This is a genomic window from Citrobacter braakii (assembly GCF_002075345.1).
GTDB lineage: Bacteria > Pseudomonadota > Gammaproteobacteria > Enterobacterales > Enterobacteriaceae > Citrobacter > Citrobacter braakii.
This window is the reverse complement of record NZ_NAEW01000001.1, coordinates 267,856-287,220: the sequence shown is the minus strand read 5'-3', so window position 1 is coordinate 287,220 and position 19,365 is coordinate 267,856. Positions and strand designations below refer to the sequence as shown.

The following is a 19,365-nucleotide window of genomic DNA, read 5'->3' as shown; positions in this document are numbered from 1 at the left end:
CTAATCAGACAACTCACACAGTGGGGCTAAATATTGGTAAAGTTCGCGCGACGGCCAGCGTTGGCCCTCAAATTTTTGCACCGGAACAATCGGCATCAGTGCATTGCAGATAAAAACTTCGTCCGCATCGACCAGCGTCTCAAGGCGAGCGGCAACTTCAGCCACCCGATATGGCGAAGCGGCGAGCTGCCTGATAATGTGCTGGCGCATAATACCGTTAACGCCCGCCTGATCAAGACACGGGGTAAACACATCCATTCCCCGGCGCCAGAATAAATTCGCGGCACAGCATTCCGTAAGCCACCCTTCGCTGTCAAGGACCAGCGCCTCATCGGCGTTTGTCTGCTCAAGATGAGCGCGGATCAGCACCTGTTCAAGGCGATTCAAATGTTTGAGACCCGCGAGATAAGGATTACGTCCCAGCGGAACCGGGCTAAGCGCAAGGGTTGCGCCCTCGGCTTTCCAGCGGGCGTAATGCGTGGGGTATGAGGAGGTGCTGATTATTCGCGTGGGCTGCACGCAACCTACTGTGCTATAGCCACGCGTACCGACCCCACGAGTAATAATGACTTTAAGCACGCCGTCTTGCTGTGTGCGCGCAACAAGACGCATTTCCTCCGCTAACGTAGCCCAGTCGAGAAATGGGATCGCGAGCCGCGCACAGGCTTTTTCGAGACGAGCTAAATGGGAAAAAAACAACGTAATATTTCCATGAATAATACGTGCCGTTGTAAAACAACCATCCCCAAAGAGCAGTCCACGATCGTTTACCGCCACGCGCTCAATCGGCTCACCATTGATAAGATACATTCACCCTCCGAATTTTATATCTCAGATTGTCAGGTGAAGGCAGGGTTCGCAAGCATTTTATCGGCATCATTTATGTTTTCCGGAACGAACACCAACAGAACAATCTATATCATATCAACGTCATCGAGACGAAATACCCCAATAAAAAAAAGACATACGTAAACAGGTTAAATACAAAAAACAAATACAATACTAAATTTTAATGTATTTAGAAAAAATGAAATCAATCTTAAGATATTATTTGTGTTAATACCTATTACATTACGGCATACTTCCAGCGTATATTTACGTTAAGGTAAATATATATCAATTAATTTTTACATCAATTCAAAGGGATTTTTATAATGAAAGGAAAATTGGCTGCTGTCGCGTTTTTGGGTTTTATGGGTGTCGCATCTTCTGCAATGGCCCAGGATGGTCAAGTAAACTTCACCGGTAAAATTATTGAAGCAGGTTGCCAGATTAACGGCTCCGTTACCAGCACCCAGAACGTTAAACTGGGCGAAGTAGCTAAAACTGCATTTACCAACGCCGGCGATACGGCTGCGACCACTAAATTCTCTATGGTACTGTCCGCCTGTCCGGCAGCTCTGCTAGGTAAACCCGTCGCTGTAAAATATGACGGTACTCCTGATATAACCGATAACGATTATCTTCAGTTGACCAACTATGGTAACACAGGCGTAGCGGATGGCGTAGCTATCCAGTTACTGAACACTGATGGCACCCCATTAGCGCTGGGGACTGCTTCTAATGCAGTCACTATCAATGCTGATGCAGCAGCAGAAACTGAACTCGACTTCTTTGCCCGTTATATTTCAACAAAATCAGCTGTCACCGCTGGTGATGCAAACGGTACGGTCAACTTTACTCTGACTTACAACTAATTGCGCTGAAATTAATCCCCATCATTAGTAATTAACTAAGCCGGGTTGCTCCGGCTTTATTCTTCGAGGTAGAACACATGAAGAAATCTATTCCTTTTACTGTCGCGGCGCTGCTACTAGTAATGAGTTCCGCGCAGGCCGGGATTATTGTCGGTGGAACACGAATTATTTACAAAGGCGATAAAAAGGAGACCTCGATTAGCGTTAAAAACCCGGATAAAACCTCTTATTTAATCCAGTCCTGGAGCGACACGGGGGAAAAAAACGGTGATAAAACGCAGTTTATGATTACCCCACCACTTTTTCGCTTAGGCCCGGAGCAGGAAAACACGCTGCGTATTATTCGCGCTGGTGGCAACCTTCCTGAAGATAGAGAATCATTGTACTGGATGAATATCAAATCCATCCCAGCGACCGAAAAAAATGACAGCGCGAACACGCTGCAAATTGCCGTAAAAACACGCATTAAATTGATCTATCGGCCGCAATCGCTGACTGAACAGCCTGAAAAATTCACCGACAAACTGACCTGGCAGCGCAGCGGCAATTCAGTCACCGTTACCAACCCAACACCGTACTACATGAACTTTAGCTCCGTCAAAGTGGGCGGCAGCACGGTGAAAGACGCCAGCTATGTCGCACCAATGAGTCGCGCCACTTTTACCCTTCCAGCAGGTGCCAGTGGTGATATCAGTTGGGTCATTATCAATGACTTCGGTTCCGCAGGAGCGGAACACCGCTCGCGTTAATTATGGCGCAAGGTGATTACTCCGCCGAAAGGACATCGGAATGAATGCAAATAGTATTAAAAAAAACATGAAATTTAGCCGATTAGCGTGGTTTATTGCGCTACAGTGTATGCTGCCAATTTCTCACTCCGCGATGGCTCGCGATTATTTTAACCCTGTACTGTTAGGGATTGATGGGCCAGGAAAAGAGTTAACGGACCTCTCAGCCTTTGAAGAAGGTATCGGTCAGTTACCCGGTACTTATCGTGTTGATGTGATAGTCAACAAAACCTCAGTAGGTGTGCGTAATATTGACTTTGTGACACACAAAAATGCACAGGGTGAATCCACCTTGCAGCCTTGTTTGAGTATCGATATGCTGCGCGAGTTTGGTATCCGTACTGAGGCATTCCCACGATTAGCCGCCAACGGCGACTGCGCTAACCTCTCTGCAATTCCCCAGGCCAGCGCAGAATTTGCATTTGAGCGCCAGCAATTGCTGTTTTCTATTCCTCAAGCCGCCATCGATAACCTCGCACGAGGCTACATCGCCCCAGAGCGGCTCGACGCAGGGATTAATGCTCTACTGCTCAACTACAACTTTACCGGTGCGGATACCCAAGCGCGCACTAACGACATGAGCGATTACGAAAGTTATTATTTGAGTCTCCAGCCTGGGTTAAATATCGGGTCCTGGCGCATTCGCAACTACAGTACCTGGAATCGTGACGTCAATGACGGCAACGCTCAGGAAAGCTGGGATTCACTCTATACCTATGCCCAGCACGACGTTATTTCGCTTAAAGGCCAGTTAACTCTGGGCGACAGCACCGCGCCTTCAGATATGTTCGACAGCGTGCCATTTCGCGGTATACAGTTAGCTTCAGATGATGACATGTTACCCGACAGTCTTCGCGGATATGCGCCCGTGGTAAGAGGCATTGCGCGAACAAATGCCCAGGTCGTTATCAAACAGAATGGCTACACCATTTACCAGAGTTATGTCTCCCCCGGTGCATTTGAAATTACCGACATGTACCCAACCGGCAGCAGCGGTGACCTTGATGTCACCATCAAAGAAGCTGACGGCAGCGAACAGCATCAGACTGTGGCATTCGCCTCCCTCCCCGTTCTACAGCGTGAAGGTCGTCTGAAATACAACCTGACCAGCGGACAATATCGCCCGTATGACAGCGATATTGATAAAGAGATGTTTACTCAGGCATCGGTCATTTATGGCCTTCCGGATGGATTTACGGTCTATGGTGGTGGGCAGTTCTCGCAACACTACCAGTCACTGCTCTCCGGGTTTGGTAAGAACTTCGGTACGTTAGGTGCAGTTTCCCTTGATGGAACCCAGGCTTGGTCAACACAGAAAGATCAGGATAAAGAAGGAGGTCAGTCCTGGCGTATTCGTTACAGCAAAAACATCCTCGCAACCGGTACGAATATTTCCATTTCAGGCTATCGCTATTCGACCTCAGGCTACTACACCCTACAGGAAGTTCTCGACACCTGGCGTGATGATGAATGGCGAACCAATAATCATCGCCGCCGTAATCGGGCCGAATTTCAGCTCAACCAGAATATAGGTGAAAGCCTGGGTTCGCTGTCATTGAATGCGATAAGTGAAGATTACTGGAACAGCGATCGTCAGATGCAATCCATTGGCGTGGGTTACAGCAACAACTGGGCTGGCATCTCCTGGAACCTCAACTATAGCTATAACCGTAATACCACCGATAACAGTAGTAGCAGTCGTAACTATGAGCATGAAAAGATATACAACGAAGATCAGGTGTTCTCGCTCAGCATGAATATCCCTCTTGATCGTTGGTTAAGCAACAGCTACGCAAACTATGGTTTCAATACCAGCAAAAAAGGCGATACCAGCCATACGGTCGGCTTGAGCGGCTCAGCGCTGGAAGAACGTAACCTGAACTGGAATGTGCAGGAAAGCGAAACTAATCATGGTGAAGGCAGCGGTGGTTACGCTAGCCTGGATTATCAGGGAACCTACGCACGCCTTAACTCTGCCTACAGCTACGATCATGACCAAAAACGCGTGAGCTACGGTATTGAAGGCGGAATGGTGGCCCATGCCCACGGTATCACACTGAGTCAGGCGCTCGGTGAAACCGCTGTACTGGTAGAAGCGCCGGGAACAGAAGGGGTAGCGATAAACAATCAGAACGGTGTTAAAACCGATTTTCGGGGTTATACCGTCGTTCCGTATGTTTCGCCTTACCGCGAAAGCACAATCTCGTTGAACACTGAAACACTCCCCGAAGACGCAGATATTGAACTGACGACCCAAACAATCACCCCTACCCGTGGTGCAATAGTTCGAGCGCATTTTGATACTCGAATTGGCAAACGCGTGCTGATGACTTTAGTTCGTAGCAACGGAGAGAACGTTCCATTCGGTGCAATGGTTACGGACAGCAGTACACCAAATACATCTGGTTCCATTGTGGGTGATGGCGGTATTGTCTACCTCACGGGGATGAAAGACGCGGGTACAGTCACAGCAAAATGGGGACGTGGAACGAATGAGCAGTGCCAGGCGCAATGGCAATTACCGAACAGTGCACCGACTAGTAATATCATTGTAGTCAAAGCAAACTGCCGATAACAGGAAATAATATATGAAGAAGCTATTAACCATTGTGACCCTGACTGCGAGTTGCTTATTGAATATTACACCGGCATTGGCAGATTATGTCTCCAGAGTCGACTGGGGTACCATGAATTATGCGCTTGCTCCTTTGCATATCCCTGCTGCGGTTGGTGGTGTAAGCGGCTGGACTGACAGAGGCTCAATTTTAATGTATACCCTCCCTTATAGTAATCGGGATGCCTATATAGACCTGACAGTTAATGGCACTCTGCTAGGTGATGGCGTTACCTGGGCTACGAATAATCCTGGTATCGGGGTGCAATATCTTGTTGCTGCTCCCAGCACATTAGGGATTGTCTTAAATTCTTTGGAAAGCATAACCGCACCTAACTATCCCCTGTATCTAACGAAGACTAGCGGTTCGGGAACATACAGTGTCGGCGGTTACTACCACCTCAAGTATCGACTGGTCAGATTACTTGAAAAAGTACCGGCGGGAAAAGTAACCACTCTGCCAAATGTAACGCTAAACATCCATAATGGGTCTGCGACTGAAATAGCGTCACTCCCGAAAAGCTCCGGACTTATTCTGTCAGGTATATATTCAAACATTCCGATTGATGCATGTACTATTGTTGCGCCAAGCGAAATTAAGCTTCCGAACCTATATGGCAATCAATTGCAAAATGGTGCACAAAACGTTATTCAAGCACCAAAAATTTCTTTAAATTCTTGCCCTGGCGCTGTTGATGGTATTTCTTATCGTTTCACTGCTGTTTATGGAACCCATAATGCAGCAAATGGTGTGTTAAACACCATGACTGGGCAAGGCTATGCAAGCAATGTTTATATACAACTGCAAAATACGGATGGAACACCGCATCCGGCGAATAGCGCTATTGCAATCAATAATTATGACGGTTCCGGTAATTATGACATCCCTGATTTTAAAGTGGGATATTTTATTGATAATACCGAAACTGTCACTGCCGGTATTGTAAAAACAGCTATTGAGCTTCAAGTAACCTATAATTAAAAGGACTGCGTATGAAAATTATCAATGGAAAAACAGCGACAATATTTATTCTGGCCTGCAGTGGATTATTTTCTGCCACCAGCCAGGCGGGCCAGGCTGTGAATATTGACATTACCGGGCAGGTTATCGCATCACCGTGTGTGGTTAACAGTAGTAATACTTCTCTTGCCGTCGATTTAGGTACGTCCATTCAAGCTAACGACCTCGCGACCGCCGGCAGTGCAACAGCATGGAAAGACGTTATCTTAAAATTAACCAACTGCCCGGCATCAACCAGCTCTTTCACTGTGTCGTTTGCTGGAACCGCAGACACAGACCCGGATTTCTACCAAAACACGGGCACAGCGACCAACCTCAAACTTGAACTCACCGATAATGTCGGTAACGCTGTATACAAAAATGGTGCTTCTCTTGCCAACGTCACGATTCCCAGTGCTACCCACGCCTATGACCTGGAAATGCGCGCCCGTGCAGTATCCAAAGGTAACGTGATGCCAGGTACTATCGTCGGCCAAGTACAAGCTACCTTTACCTACCAGTAATTCAGGATGGGAAAATGGTGCAACAGATAAACAAAGTACTGCCTGTTTTGGCCTGTTTGTGGGCAGTAAGCGGCATGCAATCCGTACAAGCTACGGACATCAATCTGAGTGGTACTGTCGTCGCTTCCGCCTGTACAGTGGATACTAACACGGTCGATCAGACGGTTAATTTCGAACAGGCGCGCGCCGTTGATTACCCTAATATCGGTGATACCAGTGAATGGCAGGACTTTGAGCTAACGCTTTCTGCCTGCCCTGCATCAACAACAAAAGTAACCGCCCTTTTCAGTGGCGAAGTAGACAATGACGATGCCACCAAGTTTGCGAATACTCAGGGTGATGCAAGCGGAATGGCATTGCAAATAATGACGCGAGATCATCTCACCGAGATCTCACCAGGAGCTGTTTATCAGGTTAGCATTGATAGCAGCCATAACGTCGTGTTTCCACTTTCAGCAAGAATGTACACGCCAACCGGCCAGGTAACAGCGGGTGAGTTTCGTACTACCGTACAGCTCACCTTCACCTATCAGTAAACACAAGAAAAAAAAGCGGAGCGCCTGGGCGCTCCGCTTTTTTGCAGTGTAAATAACTAAACGCGTTTAAAGATCAACGAACCGTTAGTCCCGCCAAAGCCGAAGGAGTTACACAGTGCGTACTCCAGACCACTAACCTGACGCGCTTCGTGAGGTACGAAGTCCAGGTCACAACCTTCATCCGGGTTATCCAGGTTGATGGTTGGCGGAATAGCCTGATCGCGCAGCGCCAGGATAGAGAAAATAGACTCTACCGCGCCCGCCGCACCCAACAGGTGTCCGGTCATGGATTTAGTGGAGCTTACCATCACACGGCTTGCCGCATCGCCAAAGACAGATTTCACTGCCTGGGTTTCGGCTTTATCGCCAGCAGGAGTAGACGTGCCATGCGCGTTGACATAGCCGATCTGACCCGCTTCGATAGCCGCATCGCGTAGTGCGTTGACCATTGCCAGCGCAGCGCCCGCACCGTTTTCAGGTGGTGATGTCATGTGGTAAGCATCACTGCTCATGCCAAAACCAACGACTTCAGCATAGATTTTTGCACCGCGCGCTTTCGCATGCTCGTACTCTTCCAGTACCACCATGCCTGCGCCGTCGCCCAGCACAAAGCCATCACGTTCTTTATCCCACGGACGGCTTGCCGCTTGCGGGTTATCATTACGTGTAGACAGCGCACGTGCCGCACCAAAACCACCCACGCCCAGCGGGGTACTGGCTTTTTCTGCACCACCCGCAACCATCGCGTCTGCATCGCCGTATGCAATGATACGTGCTGCATGACCAATGTTATGCACACCTGAAGTACAGGCGGTCGCAATGGAGATGCTTGGCCCTTGCAGGCCGTACATGATGGTCAGGTGACCTGCCACCATGTTAACAATCGTTGACGGAACGAAGAACGGGCTGATCTTACGTGGACCGCCATTCACCAAAGAGGTGTGGTTTTCTTCGATCAATCCGAGACCGCCAATACCAGAGCCGATAGCGGCGCCAATACGGTGAGCGTTCTCTTCCGTAATTTCGAGACCAGAATCCTGCATGGCCTGAACGCCAGCGACAATTCCATATTGAATGAAAGCATCCATCTTGCGCTGTTCTTTGCGCGAGATAATGTCTTCACAGTTAAAATCCTTTACTAAGCCAGCAAATTTCGTTGCATAGGCGCTAGTATCGAAATGGTCGATCAGGCTGATGCCACTCTGACCGGCAAGGAGAGCTTTCCAGGTAGACTCTACGGTATTGCCGACAGGAGACAACATGCCCAGTCCGGTCACAACTACACGACGCTTAGACACGGTTGTCCTCCAGGGAGGGAAAATAATTCAAGTGGGATAAAAAGATAAAACTCAGGCGGTCGAATGACCGCCTGGAGATGTTCACTTACGCCTGGTGGCCGTTGATGTAATCAATGGCAGCCTGAACGGTAGTGATTTTCTCAGCTTCTTCGTCCGGAATCTCAGTATCAAACTCTTCTTCCAGAGCCATTACCAGCTCAACGGTGTCAAGAGAATCTGCGCCCAGGTCTTCAACGAAGGAAGCATTGTTGGTTACTTCTTCCTGCTTAACGCCCAGCTGTTCGCCGATAATTTTCTTAACGCGTTCTTCGATAGTGCTCATACTCTTAAATTTCCTATCAAAACTCGCTTTCGCGATGGTTTTCGTAGTGTATAAAATGTTGAAAAATTTGCAACTAAATCCCGGCAGGTCTTACCACGATTTTACGTTATTTTGAGGGCATTCACCCTAATAACGCAAATTTTTTTATCTCGTGGTTAAACCATGTACATCCCGCCGTTGACGTGCAAAGTCTCACCTGTGATGTAACTTGCTTCGTCAGAAGCTAAAAATGCAACCGCACTGGCGATTTCCTGAGCGCCGCCAAGGCGACCCGCAGGAACCTGCGCCAGAATACCCGCACGCTGATCATCAGACAGCGCACGCGTCATGTCCGTTTCAATAAAGCCCGGAGCAACAACGTTTACAGTAATGCCACGAGACGCAACTTCGCGCGCCAGTGATTTACTGAAGCCGATCAGACCCGCTTTCGCCGCAGCGTAGTTAGCCTGACCCGCATTTCCCATGGTACCAACCACAGAACCAATAGTGATAATACGCCCATGACGCTTTTTCATCATAGCTCGCATTACCGCTTTTGACAGACGGAAAACAGATGACAAGTTGGTTTCGATGATATCGTTCCACTCGTCATCTTTCATGCGCATTAACAGGTTATCACGAGTAATCCCGGCATTATTGACCAGGATATCGACTTCACCAAATTCTGCGCGAATATTTCCCAGAACAGATTCGATAGATGCCGGATCGGTCACATTCAACATCAGACCTTTACCATTTGCACCTAAGTAATCGCTAATGGCCTGCGCACCGCTTTCGCTGGTTGCAGTACCGATAACTTTCGCGCCACGGGCAACGAGTGTTTCAGCAATTGCGCGGCCAATGCCACGGCTTGCACCGGTAACCAGCGCGACTTTTCCTTCAAAACTCATGGTCTTCCTCTTTTATTGCTCTAGCGCCGCAGAAAATGCCGCCGGCTCATTCATTGCCGAAGCAGTCAGGGTGTCAACAATACGTTTCGTCAAACCGGTCAGAACTTTGCCCGGACCAACTTCATACAGGTGCTCTACGCCCTGGGACGCCATGAATTCAACGGTTTTAGTCCATTGAACCGGGCTGTACAGCTGGCGAACCAGCGCATCGCGAATAGCGTCTGCATCTGTTTCGCACTTCACGTCGACGTTGTTCACAACCGGAACAGTCGGCGCGTTAAAAGTGATTTTTTGCAGTTCAACAGCCAGTTTCTCAGCAGCAGGCTTCATCAGCGCGCAGTGAGAAGGAACGCTGACCGGCAGTGGCAGAGCACGCTTAGCGCCAGCCGCTTTACAGGCTGCACCGGCACGTTCTACGGCTTCTTTATGCCCGGCAATAACCACCTGACCCGGTGAGTTAAAGTTTACCGGTGAAACCACCTGACCTTCGGCAGACTCTTCACACGCTTTAGCGATAGCAGCGTCGTCCAGACCGATAATAGCAGACATGCCGCCAGTGCCTTCCGGTACCGCTTCCTGCATGAATTTGCCACGCAGTTCAACCAGACGTACGGCATCGGCAAAACCGATAACACCCGCACACACCAGCGCAGAGTATTCGCCCAGGCTGTGACCAGCCATCAGCGCAGGTGTTTTACCACCCTGCTGCTGCCATACGCGATAAAGCGCAACAGAGGCAGTCAACAGTGCTGGCTGCGTCTGCCAGGTTTTATTCAGCTCTTCGGCCGGTCCCTGCTGAGTCAACGCCCACAGATCATAGCCCAGCGCAGCTGATGCTTCAGCAAAAGTTTCTTCAACAATTGGGTAGTTTGCTGCCATTTCAGACAACATCCCAACGGTCTGGGAACCCTGCCCCGGGAACACAAATGCAAATTGCGTCATGTTTAAATCCTTATACTAGAAACGAATCAGCGCAGAGCCCCAGGTGAATCCACCCCCAAAGGCTTCAAGCAATATCAACTGCCCAGCTTTAATACGCCCGTCGCGGACGGCTTCGTCCAGCGCGCACGGTACGGAGGCCGCGGAGGTATTGCCATGTCTGTCGAGCGTCACGACAACATTATCCATCGACATACCCAGCTTTTTCGCGGTTGCGCTAATAATGCGGAGGTTTGCCTGATGCGGTACCAGCCAGTCCAGTGCAGAACGATCGAGATTATTTGCCTCCAGCGTTTCATCAACGATGTGTGCAAGCTCGGTCACCGCGACTTTAAATACTTCGTTACCCGCCATCGTCAGGTGGATCGGGTTTTCCGGGTTCACGCGATCGGCATTAGGCAGCGTCAACAGTTCGCCATAGCGACCATCAGCGTGCAGATGCGTAGAAAGAATGCCGGGCTCTTCTGATGCGCTCAGTACAACCGCACCTGCGCCATCACCGAAAATAATGATCGTTCCGCGATCGGTTGGATCACAGGTACGAGCGAGGACATCTGAGCCAACCACCAGAGCATGCTTCACTGCACCAGACTTAACGTACTGGTCGGCAACGCTCAGGGCGTAGGTGAAACCGGCACAAGCGGCTGCAACGTCAAACGCCGGACAGCCTTTGATCCCCAGCATACTTTGGATCTGGCATGCCGCACTTGGAAATGCGTGTGTGGATGATGTGGTGGCAACCACAATCAGACCAATTTGTTCTTTGTCGATGCCCGCCATTTCAATTGCACGGTTTGCGGCGGCAAAGCCCATCGTCGCAACTGTTTCATTTGGCGCTGCAATATGGCGTTCACGGATACCTGTGCGAGTGACGATCCACTCATCAGATGTCTCAACCATTTTTTCCAAATCGGCGTTAGTACGCACTTGTTCAGGCAGATAGCTGCCAGTACCAATAATCTTCGTATACATGTACGCTCAGTCACTTTTTGGTTATATACCGCCACGAGCAAATCGCTGATACGTTGGCAGCATTCACAAACGCACCGTTATCTGTGTGCTCGCGAGTTTGCGTTTTCGCCACCGTCCAGCAGTTCGAATCCAGCTGGGTATACAGATTCCAGGCGAGCGGCAATTCGCTGAGGAACTTGTCGCTGCACCGCCTGCACTGCCTGTTCAATCGCGACTTCAAATGCTCGCTGATTGGCCGCACCATGACTCTTAATCACCGTGCCGCGCAATCCTAACAGACAGGCGCCATTATACTGGTCGGGGTTGAGGTGACTAAATCGCCTTGTCAGGCTTTTTTGTAACCAACGTTTTAATAACAGCAGCCACCACGACCGTTTTTTGCCCTCACCCTGAGACTTCAGCAGTGAAAGGAACATTCTGACAACACCTTCCATCGTCTTTAATGTGACATTACCTGTAAAGCCGTCACAGACCAACACATCAGTTTTGCCAGTCAGTAACTCATTGGCTTCAAGATAGCCGATATAATTGATAGAAGGGATTGTTTTTAGCACTACAGAAGCATCCCGAATACTGTCGAGACCCTTGGTTTCTTCTTCACCGATATTGAGCAACGCAACACGGGGATTGGCAATTCCAACCACCTCTTCTGCCAGCACGGAACCCATGACGGCAAATTGCACCAACATCGTGCTATCACAATCCACGTTGGCGCCCAAATCCAGCACCACCGTTTTGCCCTTTTGCTGATGGGGTAAAACCGTCACCAGCGCAGGACGCTCAATCCCCTCAAGGGGTTTGAGCAATAACTTCGCAAGTCCCATTAGCGCGCCTGTATTACCGGCGCTCACACAGGCTTCCGCTCGTCCTTCTTTCACGAGCTCCAGGGCAACACGCATTGAGCTTCCACGACTGGCGCGAATAGCTTGCGAGGGCCGGGCATCACTGGCAATAACTGACTGAGCAGGGATAATCTGCAGACGTGAACGTTGTTCGAAGTCAGCTTTGGCAAGTAATGGCGTGATTGTATCGGGATCCCCGACTAAAAGAAGTGTGAGTTGCGAATTAGAATTCAGTGCCTGCAATGCTGCAGGCACTGTCACGGTAGGGCCAAAATCTCCCCCCATGACATCTAACGCCAGGGTTAGACGTGTCAAGGTATCGTCGCTGCCCGGTTAGGTGTTTCCCCAGTTACCCGGGGAAAGCCTCACTAAGCTTCATCACGCGTGTACTCTTTGTCTTTCTCACCGTAGTAGGAAAGTCATTGAGTCATGCGTGATTACTTAGCGATTACCTTACGGCCACGGTAAAAACCGTCGGCAGTGATGTGGTGACGCAGGTGTTGTTCACCAGAAGTTTTGTCTACAGACAGGCTGGTGACTGCGGTCAGAGCGTCATGAGAACGACGCATGCCACGTTTGGAACGGGTTGGTTTATTCTGTTGTACGGCCATGGACCTTACTCCTCAATTACTTACGCTTTAAGCTGGCTAATACGGCAAATGGGTTTGGTTTTTGCGCTTCATCAGGCAATTCGCCAAAGACCATGTCCGCCTCGGACACTTCACAGTGTTCAGAATCATGCACCGGAACTACCGGCAAGGAGAGGATAATCTCATCTTCAACCATTGCAAGCAGATCGATTTCACCGAATTCGTTAACCTCAATCGGCTCATACGCTTCCGGGAGTGCTTCAGCCTGCTCGTCAGAACGGACAGGACTAAAACAATATGTTGTGTGAACATGAAGTGGGAACGGTTTCCCGCAACGCTGACATTCGAGCGTAACCGACACCTTTGCATCACCGGTTATAACGGCAAGGCGCTGGTTATCGATAGCGAACGACATGGAGCATTCCACATCACTGTCCACACTGACTACAGAATCGGCGACACGCTCAACCAGATCAGAAGTATAGATACCTTCATAATCGAGGCGTTTCTGAGCCGTACGAACCGGATCAAGAGTCAGGGGTAATTTTACCTTTTGCATAGGGCGCGCATATTAACTTTGTAACGTCATATAGTCAAAGAAAAAGGCAGCCTGTGGTTGCCTTTTGCCAATAATTCGCACACATTGCGGGTCATCGACTTAAAATCACTCAACACAAGCCATTACAGCCAGCTTGTAGGACGAAGTCCATAGTTTAAAATGGCTCTCATCAATACGCTATATGCGAGGGAAAAAATATGCCTCAACTTATTCTTGCTTCTACCTCTCCCTGGCGTCGCGCTTTACTAGAAAAACTGGCAATCCCGTTCGAATGCGCAGCACCAGAGGTTGATGAAACGCCGTTACCAGGCGAAGCCCCCCGGCACTTAGTCTTGCGACTGGCGCAGAAAAAAGCGCAATCTCTCGCCCACCGTTATCCATCGCACCTTATTATTGGTTCCGATCAAATTTGTGTTCTCGATGGTGAAATAACCGGCAAACCGTTAACAGAAGAAAATGCACGCCAGCAGTTACTCAAAGCCCGTGGCAATATTGTGACGTTTTATACCGGACTGGCGCTGTATAATTCTGCGACCGGACATTTACAAACTGAAGTTGAACCGTTCGACGTCCATTTTCGTCACTTAAGCGAAACGGAAATTGAAGATTACGTGCGCAAAGAGCGCCCGCTGCATTGTGCCGGTAGTTTTAAAAGCGAAGGATTGGGCATTGCACTTTTTGAGCGCCTGGAAGGTCGCGACCCAAATACCTTAATCGGTTTGCCGCTAATCGCACTGTGTCAAATGCTGCGACGAGAAGATATGAACCCGTTAAAAGCCTGACGGGTTGACGGCTGTTTAGGCCTAATCCTGTAGGCCTGATAGGCACAGCGCCATCAGGTCTACAGGTAATGCGCGATAATATCAATGCGCATCAGCCTTTACTGCGTAACACCTCGAGGCAGCGCTTCAACTGCTTATCCATTGGCGCTTCAATACGCATTACTTCACCCGTCCCCGGATGAGTAAATTTCAACGCTGCGGCGTGCAAAAAGAGCCTGCTCAGTCCGGTATCCGCCAGTTGCTTATCGAACTCACGATCGCCATAGCGGTCGTCAAAGGCAATCGGATGTCCGGCATATTGTGTATGCACGCGAATCTGGTGCGTTCGTCCAGTCACGGGACTGCAGCGCACAAGCGTAGCGAACGCATAACGCTCTTCCACTTTAAAGCGTGTTTCCGATGGTTTGCCTTCCTGATTCACCCGCACAATGCGCTCGCCGCTTTGCAGAATGTTCTTTAACAGCGGGGCCTGCACGGTTTTGACATGGGACTGCCACTGGCCGCGTACCAACGCGAGGTAGTCTTTCTGCATGCCTTTTTCACGCAGTTGTTCATGCAACGAACGCAAGGCAGATCGTTTTTTGGCCACCAGCAGCACGCCGGAGGTATCCCGGTCAAGGCGATGCACCAGCTCAAGGAAACGCGCTTCCGGGCGCAGCGCACGTAAGCCTTCAATGACGCCAAAGCTTAACCCGCTTCCACCATGCACGGCCGTACCTGAAGGCTTGTTAAGCACCAGAATGTGGTCATCTTCATATAAAATGACATCGGTCAGCGCCGCGACCTTCTGCAAATTCGGTGAAATGGCCTCTTCTTCACGTTCAGCGACACGTACAGGTGGAATACGCACAATGTCCCCGTCTTCGAGTTTGTACTCGGGTTTAATGCGTTTTTTGTTCACCCGCACTTCGCCTTTACGCAAAATGCGATAAATCATACTTTTCGGCACGCCCTTGAGCTGGGTGCGCAAAAAGTTGTCGATGCGTTGCCCTGCTTCGTCGGCAGTAATGGCAACTGTTTTTACGGCTGGAGTCTCTGTTTTCATGGGGGCCGATTTTAAATAGCCATCAAGATTCGCGCCACACATTTTTCTATGCTTATATTAACTGCTATACCTTATTACTTAAGTTTGACATAGCCGATTTGGTGGTTATTAAAGCAATCACTACGCGGAAGTGAAAAAACTGTGAGTAACCGGGTGATAAATGGCAAAAGTCATCTTGCTATAACAAGGTTAGCAGTGGAATAATGAGGTTGTTTCCGTGTTGAATCTTGTTAAAACAAGAAATTTTCCGGAATGACCCAATTTTGCCCGACCGATCATCAACGCAGCAATGGCGTAAGACGTATTGATCTTTCAGGCAGTTAGCGGGCTGCGGGTTGCAGTCCTTACCGGTAAGTGCTCTATAGATTTCGCGTTGTAGGAAGGCGGCAAGTCTGGGAACCCCAGGTGCTTACTCCTGTAAGTGGTTGGGGTAAGAAGATGAAGCCAACGCACCCACAGCGTGAAAGACGATAAGCACGATGGAAGCTTCTCTGGAGAGTAACACCCAGACTGTTCCCCTGATAATTGCGCTGTGTTTCCGTATGAAATACAGGCAACCGACACTCTGCGCCTCTTTGAGCTGACGATAACCGTGAGGTTGGCGACGCGAATAGACACGAGGCCATCGGTTCACACCCGGAAAGGCATTACTCTGCCCGCAGCTTAGTCGTCAATGTAAGAATAATGAGTAAGTTACGATGAAAAGAATGTTAATTAACGCGACTCAGCAGGAAGAGTTGCGTGTCGCCCTTGTAGATGGGCAGCGTCTGTACGATCTGGATATCGAAAGTCCTGGACACGAACAGAAAAAAGCCAACATCTATAAAGGCAAAATTACCCGTATTGAACCGAGTCTGGAAGCTGCTTTTGTTGATTACGGCGCTGAACGTCACGGTTTCCTCCCGTTAAAAGAAATTGCCCGCGAATACTTCCCCGCTAGCTACAACTCCCATGGTCGTCCCAACATTAAAGACGTGTTGCGCGAAGGTCAGGAAGTCATTGTTCAGATCGATAAAGAAGAACGCGGCAATAAAGGCGCTGCGCTGACCACCTTTATCAGCCTGGCAGGTAGTTATCTGGTTCTGATGCCGAACAACCCGCGCGCGGGCGGCATCTCCCGTCGCATTGAAGGCGACGACCGTACCGAATTAAAAGAAGCGCTGGCAAGCCTGGAACTGCCTGATGGCATGGGGCTTATCGTGCGTACCGCAGGTGTCGGCAAATCTGCCGAAGCGCTGCAGTGGGACCTGAGTTTCCGCCTGAAGCACTGGGAAGCGATTCAAAAAGCCGCTGACAGCCGCCCTGCTCCGTTCCTGATCCATCAGGAAAGCAACGTTATCGTTCGCGCATTCCGTGACTATTTACGTCAGGACATCGGCGAAATCCTCATCGACAACCCGAAAGTTATGGAGATGGCGCGTCAGCACATCGCCGCGCTGGGTCGTCCGGATTTCAGCAGCAAAATCAAACTGTACACCGGTGAAATCCCGCTGTTCAGCCACTATCAAATCGAATCTCAAATTGAGTCCGCGTTCCAGCGCGAAGTGCGTCTGCCGTCCGGCGGCTCAATCGTTATCGACAGCACAGAAGCGCTGACCGCCATCGATATCAACTCCGCACGCGCGACCCGCGGCGGCGACATCGAAGAAACTGCGTTCAACACCAACCTTGAAGCAGCCGATGAAATTGCTCGTCAGCTGCGTCTGCGCGACCTCGGCGGCCTGATTGTAATCGACTTCATTGATATGACGCCGGTTCGTCACCAGCGTGCGGTTGAAAACCGTCTGCGTGAAGCCGTGCGTCAGGACAGAGCGCGTATTCAGATCAGCCATATTTCTCGCTTCGGCCTGCTGGAGATGTCCCGCCAGCGTCTGAGCCCGTCGCTGGGTGAATCCAGCCATCACGTATGCCCACGCTGCTCCGGCACGGGTACCGTACGTGATAACGAATCACTGTCACTGTCTATTCTGCGTCTGATCGAAGAAGAAGCGCTGAAAGAAAATACGCAGGAAGTTCACGCTATTGTTCCTGTGCCGATCGCATCCTACCTGCTCAACGAAAAACGTACCGCGGTAAATGCCATCGAGACGCGTCAGAATGGCGTGCGCTGTGTGATTGTGCCAAACGATCAGATGGAAACCCCGCATTACTCCGTGCTGCGCGTACGCAAAGGGGAAGAAACACCAACCCTGAGCTACCTGCTGCCGAAACTGCATGAAGAAGCGATGGCATTGCCGACGGAAGAAGAGTTCGTCGAGCGTAAACAGCCAGAGCAGCCGGCATTAGCCACCTTTGCAATGCCAGAGGTGCCGCCAGCCCCTGCTTTGCAGGAACCTACTGCGAAGGCCGCCGCGCCTAAAGCCGCAGCAGCGACCGCGGCCGTCGCCGCACAGCCAGGTTTGATTAGCCGTTTCTTCGGCGCACTGAAGTCCATCTTCAGCGGTAGCGAAGAAGTGAAACCGGTTGAACAACCTGCGCCGAAAGCGGAAGAGAAAACCGATCGCCCGCAGGATCGTCGTAAACCGCGTCAGAACAATCGTCGCGACCGTAACGATCGTCGTGATAATCGCGACAACCGTGGCGAACGTGATAACCGTAACGAGCGTTCAGAAAGCGGCGAAAACCGTGAAGACAACCGCCGTAACCGCCGTCAGTCGCAGCAGCAAAATGCGGAAGCGCGCGATAACCGCCAGCAGTCTACTGAGGTCGCCGACAAAGCGAAATCCGGTGATGACCAGCAGGCTCCGCGTCGCGAGCGCAACCGCCGTCGCAACGATGATAAGCGTCAGGCGCAGCAGGAAGTTAAAGAGCTGAACCTGGCAGAACAACCTGCGCAGGATACCGAGCAGGAAGAGCGCGTTCGTCAGCCTCAGACTCGCCGTAAACAGCGTCAGCTGACTCAGAAAGTTCGTTACACAGACAGCCCGGCTGTTGAAGCCGAAGTTGCTACTGCCGAGGTGGTCACTGAAACGGCTGTCACTCAGCCAACTGAACAGCCCGTACCGGCACAGCGTACTGAACTGGCGAAAGTTGATCTACCTGCCGTCGTTGCGACTGAGCAGGAAGACAACAGCGAAGCGCGTGACTCTAATGGTATGCCGCGTCGTTCCCGTCGCTCACCTCGCCATCTGCGCGTCAGTGGACAACGCCGTCGTCGCTATCGTGACGAGCGTTACCCGGTTCAGTCGCCGATGCCGTTAACGGTTGCCTGCGCATCTCCAGAATTAGCGTCCGGTAAAGTCTGGATCCGCTACCCTGTTGCTCGTCCTCAGGATCAGCAGGTTGCAGAGCAGCGCGAGCAGGAAACGGTTCAGGGGCAAACTGCACCTGTCGCCGTAGAGCCTCAGGTTGCTGCAGCTGCCGTTGAGCATATTGTGAACTCGGTTGAAACCGTACAGTCAGAGGTGGTCATTGCTGAACCTCAGGCTACCGTCGTTGAAACCACGCATCCGGAAGTCATCGCTACTCCGGTCGAGGAACAACCGCAAATTATCGCTGAATCTGACGCGCCTGTTGCTGAGGATACCGCGGCGAAAGCCGAACCTGTCGCTGAAATCGTGGCTGCGCCGGTTGTCGAAGAATCTGCGGAGGTTGTTATTTCTCAGCCTGAAGTGGCTGAAGAGATTGCCGAGGTTGTGGAAACAGCGCCAGTGGTTGAAGAAGTTGCCGCGCCGCAAGAGGTTGTTGCCGCACCGGTCGTCGAAGACGCAGTCGTTAAGGCTGAAGTTGTCGCAACCCACGTTGACGCAGAACATCTTCACAGCCACGCGGCCGCCCCGATGACCCGTGCTCCGGCACCAGAGTATGTGCCTGAAGCGCCGCGTCATAGCGACTGGCAACGCCCGGAATTCACCTTTGAAGGTAAAGGTGCTGCAGGTGGACACAGCGCCACGCATCAGGCGACTGCGCCAGCAACGCGCCCGCAGCCCGTTGAGTAAGTCATAATCAACATCAAAGCCGACCTTCG

General features: G+C 50.6%; 18 protein-coding genes. 8 read left to right on the top strand and 10 right to left on the bottom strand.

The genetic code is table 11. The annotated features are described in order from the left end of the window. Window positions 1–810 carry an aminodeoxychorismate lyase gene (pabC, locus tag BZK42_RS01590; RefSeq protein ID WP_046274794.1) on the bottom strand — a complete coding sequence of 270 codons (810 nt, stop codon included), beginning with the start codon at window positions 808–810 and terminating at the stop codon, window positions 1–3. Between the two features lie 344 nt (window positions 811–1,154). Between pabC and BZK42_RS01585 the strand changes: the two genes are divergently transcribed. The 6 genes from BZK42_RS01585 (at window position 1,155) to BZK42_RS01560 (ending at window position 7,159) form a co-directional block, all read left to right on the top strand. Then, window positions 1,155–1,697 (top strand): fimbrial protein, encoded by a 543-nt coding sequence (locus tag BZK42_RS01585; protein WP_046274795.1) that lies wholly within the window; start codon window positions 1,155–1,157, stop codon window positions 1,695–1,697. Window positions 1,698–1,774: 77 nt separating this feature from the next. Next, entirely contained in the window at window positions 1,775–2,446 is a 672-nt protein-coding gene (locus BZK42_RS01580; protein ID WP_046274796.1) for a fimbrial biogenesis chaperone, read from the top strand. Window positions 2,447–2,486: 40 nt separating this feature from the next. Beyond that, window positions 2,487–5,060: a fimbria/pilus outer membrane usher protein gene (locus BZK42_RS01575; RefSeq protein WP_080858643.1), complete on the top strand. Its 2,574-nt coding sequence runs from the start codon at window positions 2,487–2,489 to the stop codon at window positions 5,058–5,060. A gap of 13 nt (window positions 5,061–5,073) precedes the next feature. Continuing rightward, a complete protein-coding gene (locus BZK42_RS01570) occupies window positions 5,074–6,081 on the top strand; it encodes a fimbrial protein (protein ID WP_065554504.1) in 1,008 nt (335 codons plus the stop codon). An 11-nt stretch (window positions 6,082–6,092) separates the two neighbouring features. Continuing rightward, window positions 6,093–6,623 carry a fimbrial protein gene (locus BZK42_RS01565; protein WP_047359331.1) on the top strand — a complete coding sequence of 177 codons (531 nt, stop codon included), beginning with the start codon at window positions 6,093–6,095 and terminating at the stop codon, window positions 6,621–6,623. A 14-nt stretch (window positions 6,624–6,637) separates the two neighbouring features. Next, window positions 6,638–7,159 carry a fimbrial protein gene (locus BZK42_RS01560; protein WP_046274753.1) on the top strand — a complete coding sequence of 174 codons (522 nt, stop codon included), beginning with the start codon at window positions 6,638–6,640 and terminating at the stop codon, window positions 7,157–7,159. A gap of 56 nt (window positions 7,160–7,215) precedes the next feature. On the opposite strand, the gene fabF is transcribed toward BZK42_RS01560, so the two are convergent. From fabF to yceD, 8 genes are all read right to left on the bottom strand, one after another. After that, the gene (gene fabF, locus BZK42_RS01555; protein ID WP_016152642.1) at window positions 7,216–8,457 is read right to left on the bottom strand and encodes a beta-ketoacyl-ACP synthase II; all 1,242 of its coding nucleotides are present in this window, start codon (window positions 8,455–8,457) and stop codon (window positions 7,216–7,218) included. 85 nt (window positions 8,458–8,542) lie between these two features. Next, window positions 8,543–8,779 carry an acyl carrier protein gene (gene acpP, locus BZK42_RS01550; protein WP_000103754.1) on the bottom strand — a complete coding sequence of 79 codons (237 nt, stop codon included), beginning with the start codon at window positions 8,777–8,779 and terminating at the stop codon, window positions 8,543–8,545. 155 nt (window positions 8,780–8,934) lie between these two features. After that, complete coding sequence (fabG, locus tag BZK42_RS01545) at window positions 8,935–9,669, bottom strand: 3-oxoacyl-ACP reductase FabG (protein ID WP_016152641.1); 735 nt, start codon at window positions 9,667–9,669, stop codon at window positions 8,935–8,937. Between the two features lie 12 nt (window positions 9,670–9,681). Beyond that, window positions 9,682–10,611, bottom strand: coding sequence for an ACP S-malonyltransferase (fabD, locus tag BZK42_RS01540; RefSeq protein WP_080858642.1), 930 nt, complete (start codon window positions 10,609–10,611; stop codon window positions 9,682–9,684). A 15-nt stretch (window positions 10,612–10,626) separates the two neighbouring features. After that, window positions 10,627–11,580, bottom strand: a complete 954-nt coding sequence (gene fabH, locus BZK42_RS01535; protein WP_016152639.1) for a beta-ketoacyl-ACP synthase III — start codon at window positions 11,578–11,580, stop codon at window positions 10,627–10,629. A 77-nt stretch (window positions 11,581–11,657) separates the two neighbouring features. Continuing rightward, a complete protein-coding gene (gene plsX / locus BZK42_RS01530; RefSeq protein WP_072050762.1) occupies window positions 11,658–12,737 on the bottom strand; it encodes a phosphate acyltransferase PlsX in 1,080 nt (359 codons plus the stop codon). A gap of 122 nt (window positions 12,738–12,859) precedes the next feature. Beyond that, window positions 12,860–13,033, bottom strand: a complete 174-nt coding sequence (rpmF, locus tag BZK42_RS01525; RefSeq protein ID WP_003036242.1) for a 50S ribosomal protein L32 — start codon at window positions 13,031–13,033, stop codon at window positions 12,860–12,862. 16 nt (window positions 13,034–13,049) lie between these two features. Beyond that, window positions 13,050–13,571: a 23S rRNA accumulation protein YceD gene (gene yceD / locus BZK42_RS01520; RefSeq protein ID WP_003036239.1), complete on the bottom strand. Its 522-nt coding sequence runs from the start codon at window positions 13,569–13,571 to the stop codon at window positions 13,050–13,052. A 197-nt stretch (window positions 13,572–13,768) separates the two neighbouring features. On the opposite strand from yceD, the gene BZK42_RS01515 reads away from it, so the two are divergent. Next, window positions 13,769–14,353, top strand: a complete 585-nt coding sequence (locus BZK42_RS01515; RefSeq protein ID WP_016152637.1) for a Maf family protein — start codon at window positions 13,769–13,771, stop codon at window positions 14,351–14,353. A 91-nt stretch (window positions 14,354–14,444) separates the two neighbouring features. On the opposite strand, the gene rluC is transcribed toward BZK42_RS01515, so the two are convergent. Continuing rightward, window positions 14,445–15,398, bottom strand: coding sequence for a 23S rRNA pseudouridine(955/2504/2580) synthase RluC (rluC, locus tag BZK42_RS01510; protein WP_049259723.1), 954 nt, complete (start codon window positions 15,396–15,398; stop codon window positions 14,445–14,447). A 698-nt stretch (window positions 15,399–16,096) separates the two neighbouring features. Here rluC and rne point away from each other — a divergent pair. Next, window positions 16,097–19,336, top strand: coding sequence for a ribonuclease E (gene rne / locus BZK42_RS01500; RefSeq protein ID WP_080858641.1), 3,240 nt, complete (start codon window positions 16,097–16,099; stop codon window positions 19,334–19,336). The last annotated feature ends 29 nt before the right edge of the window (window positions 19,337–19,365 follow it).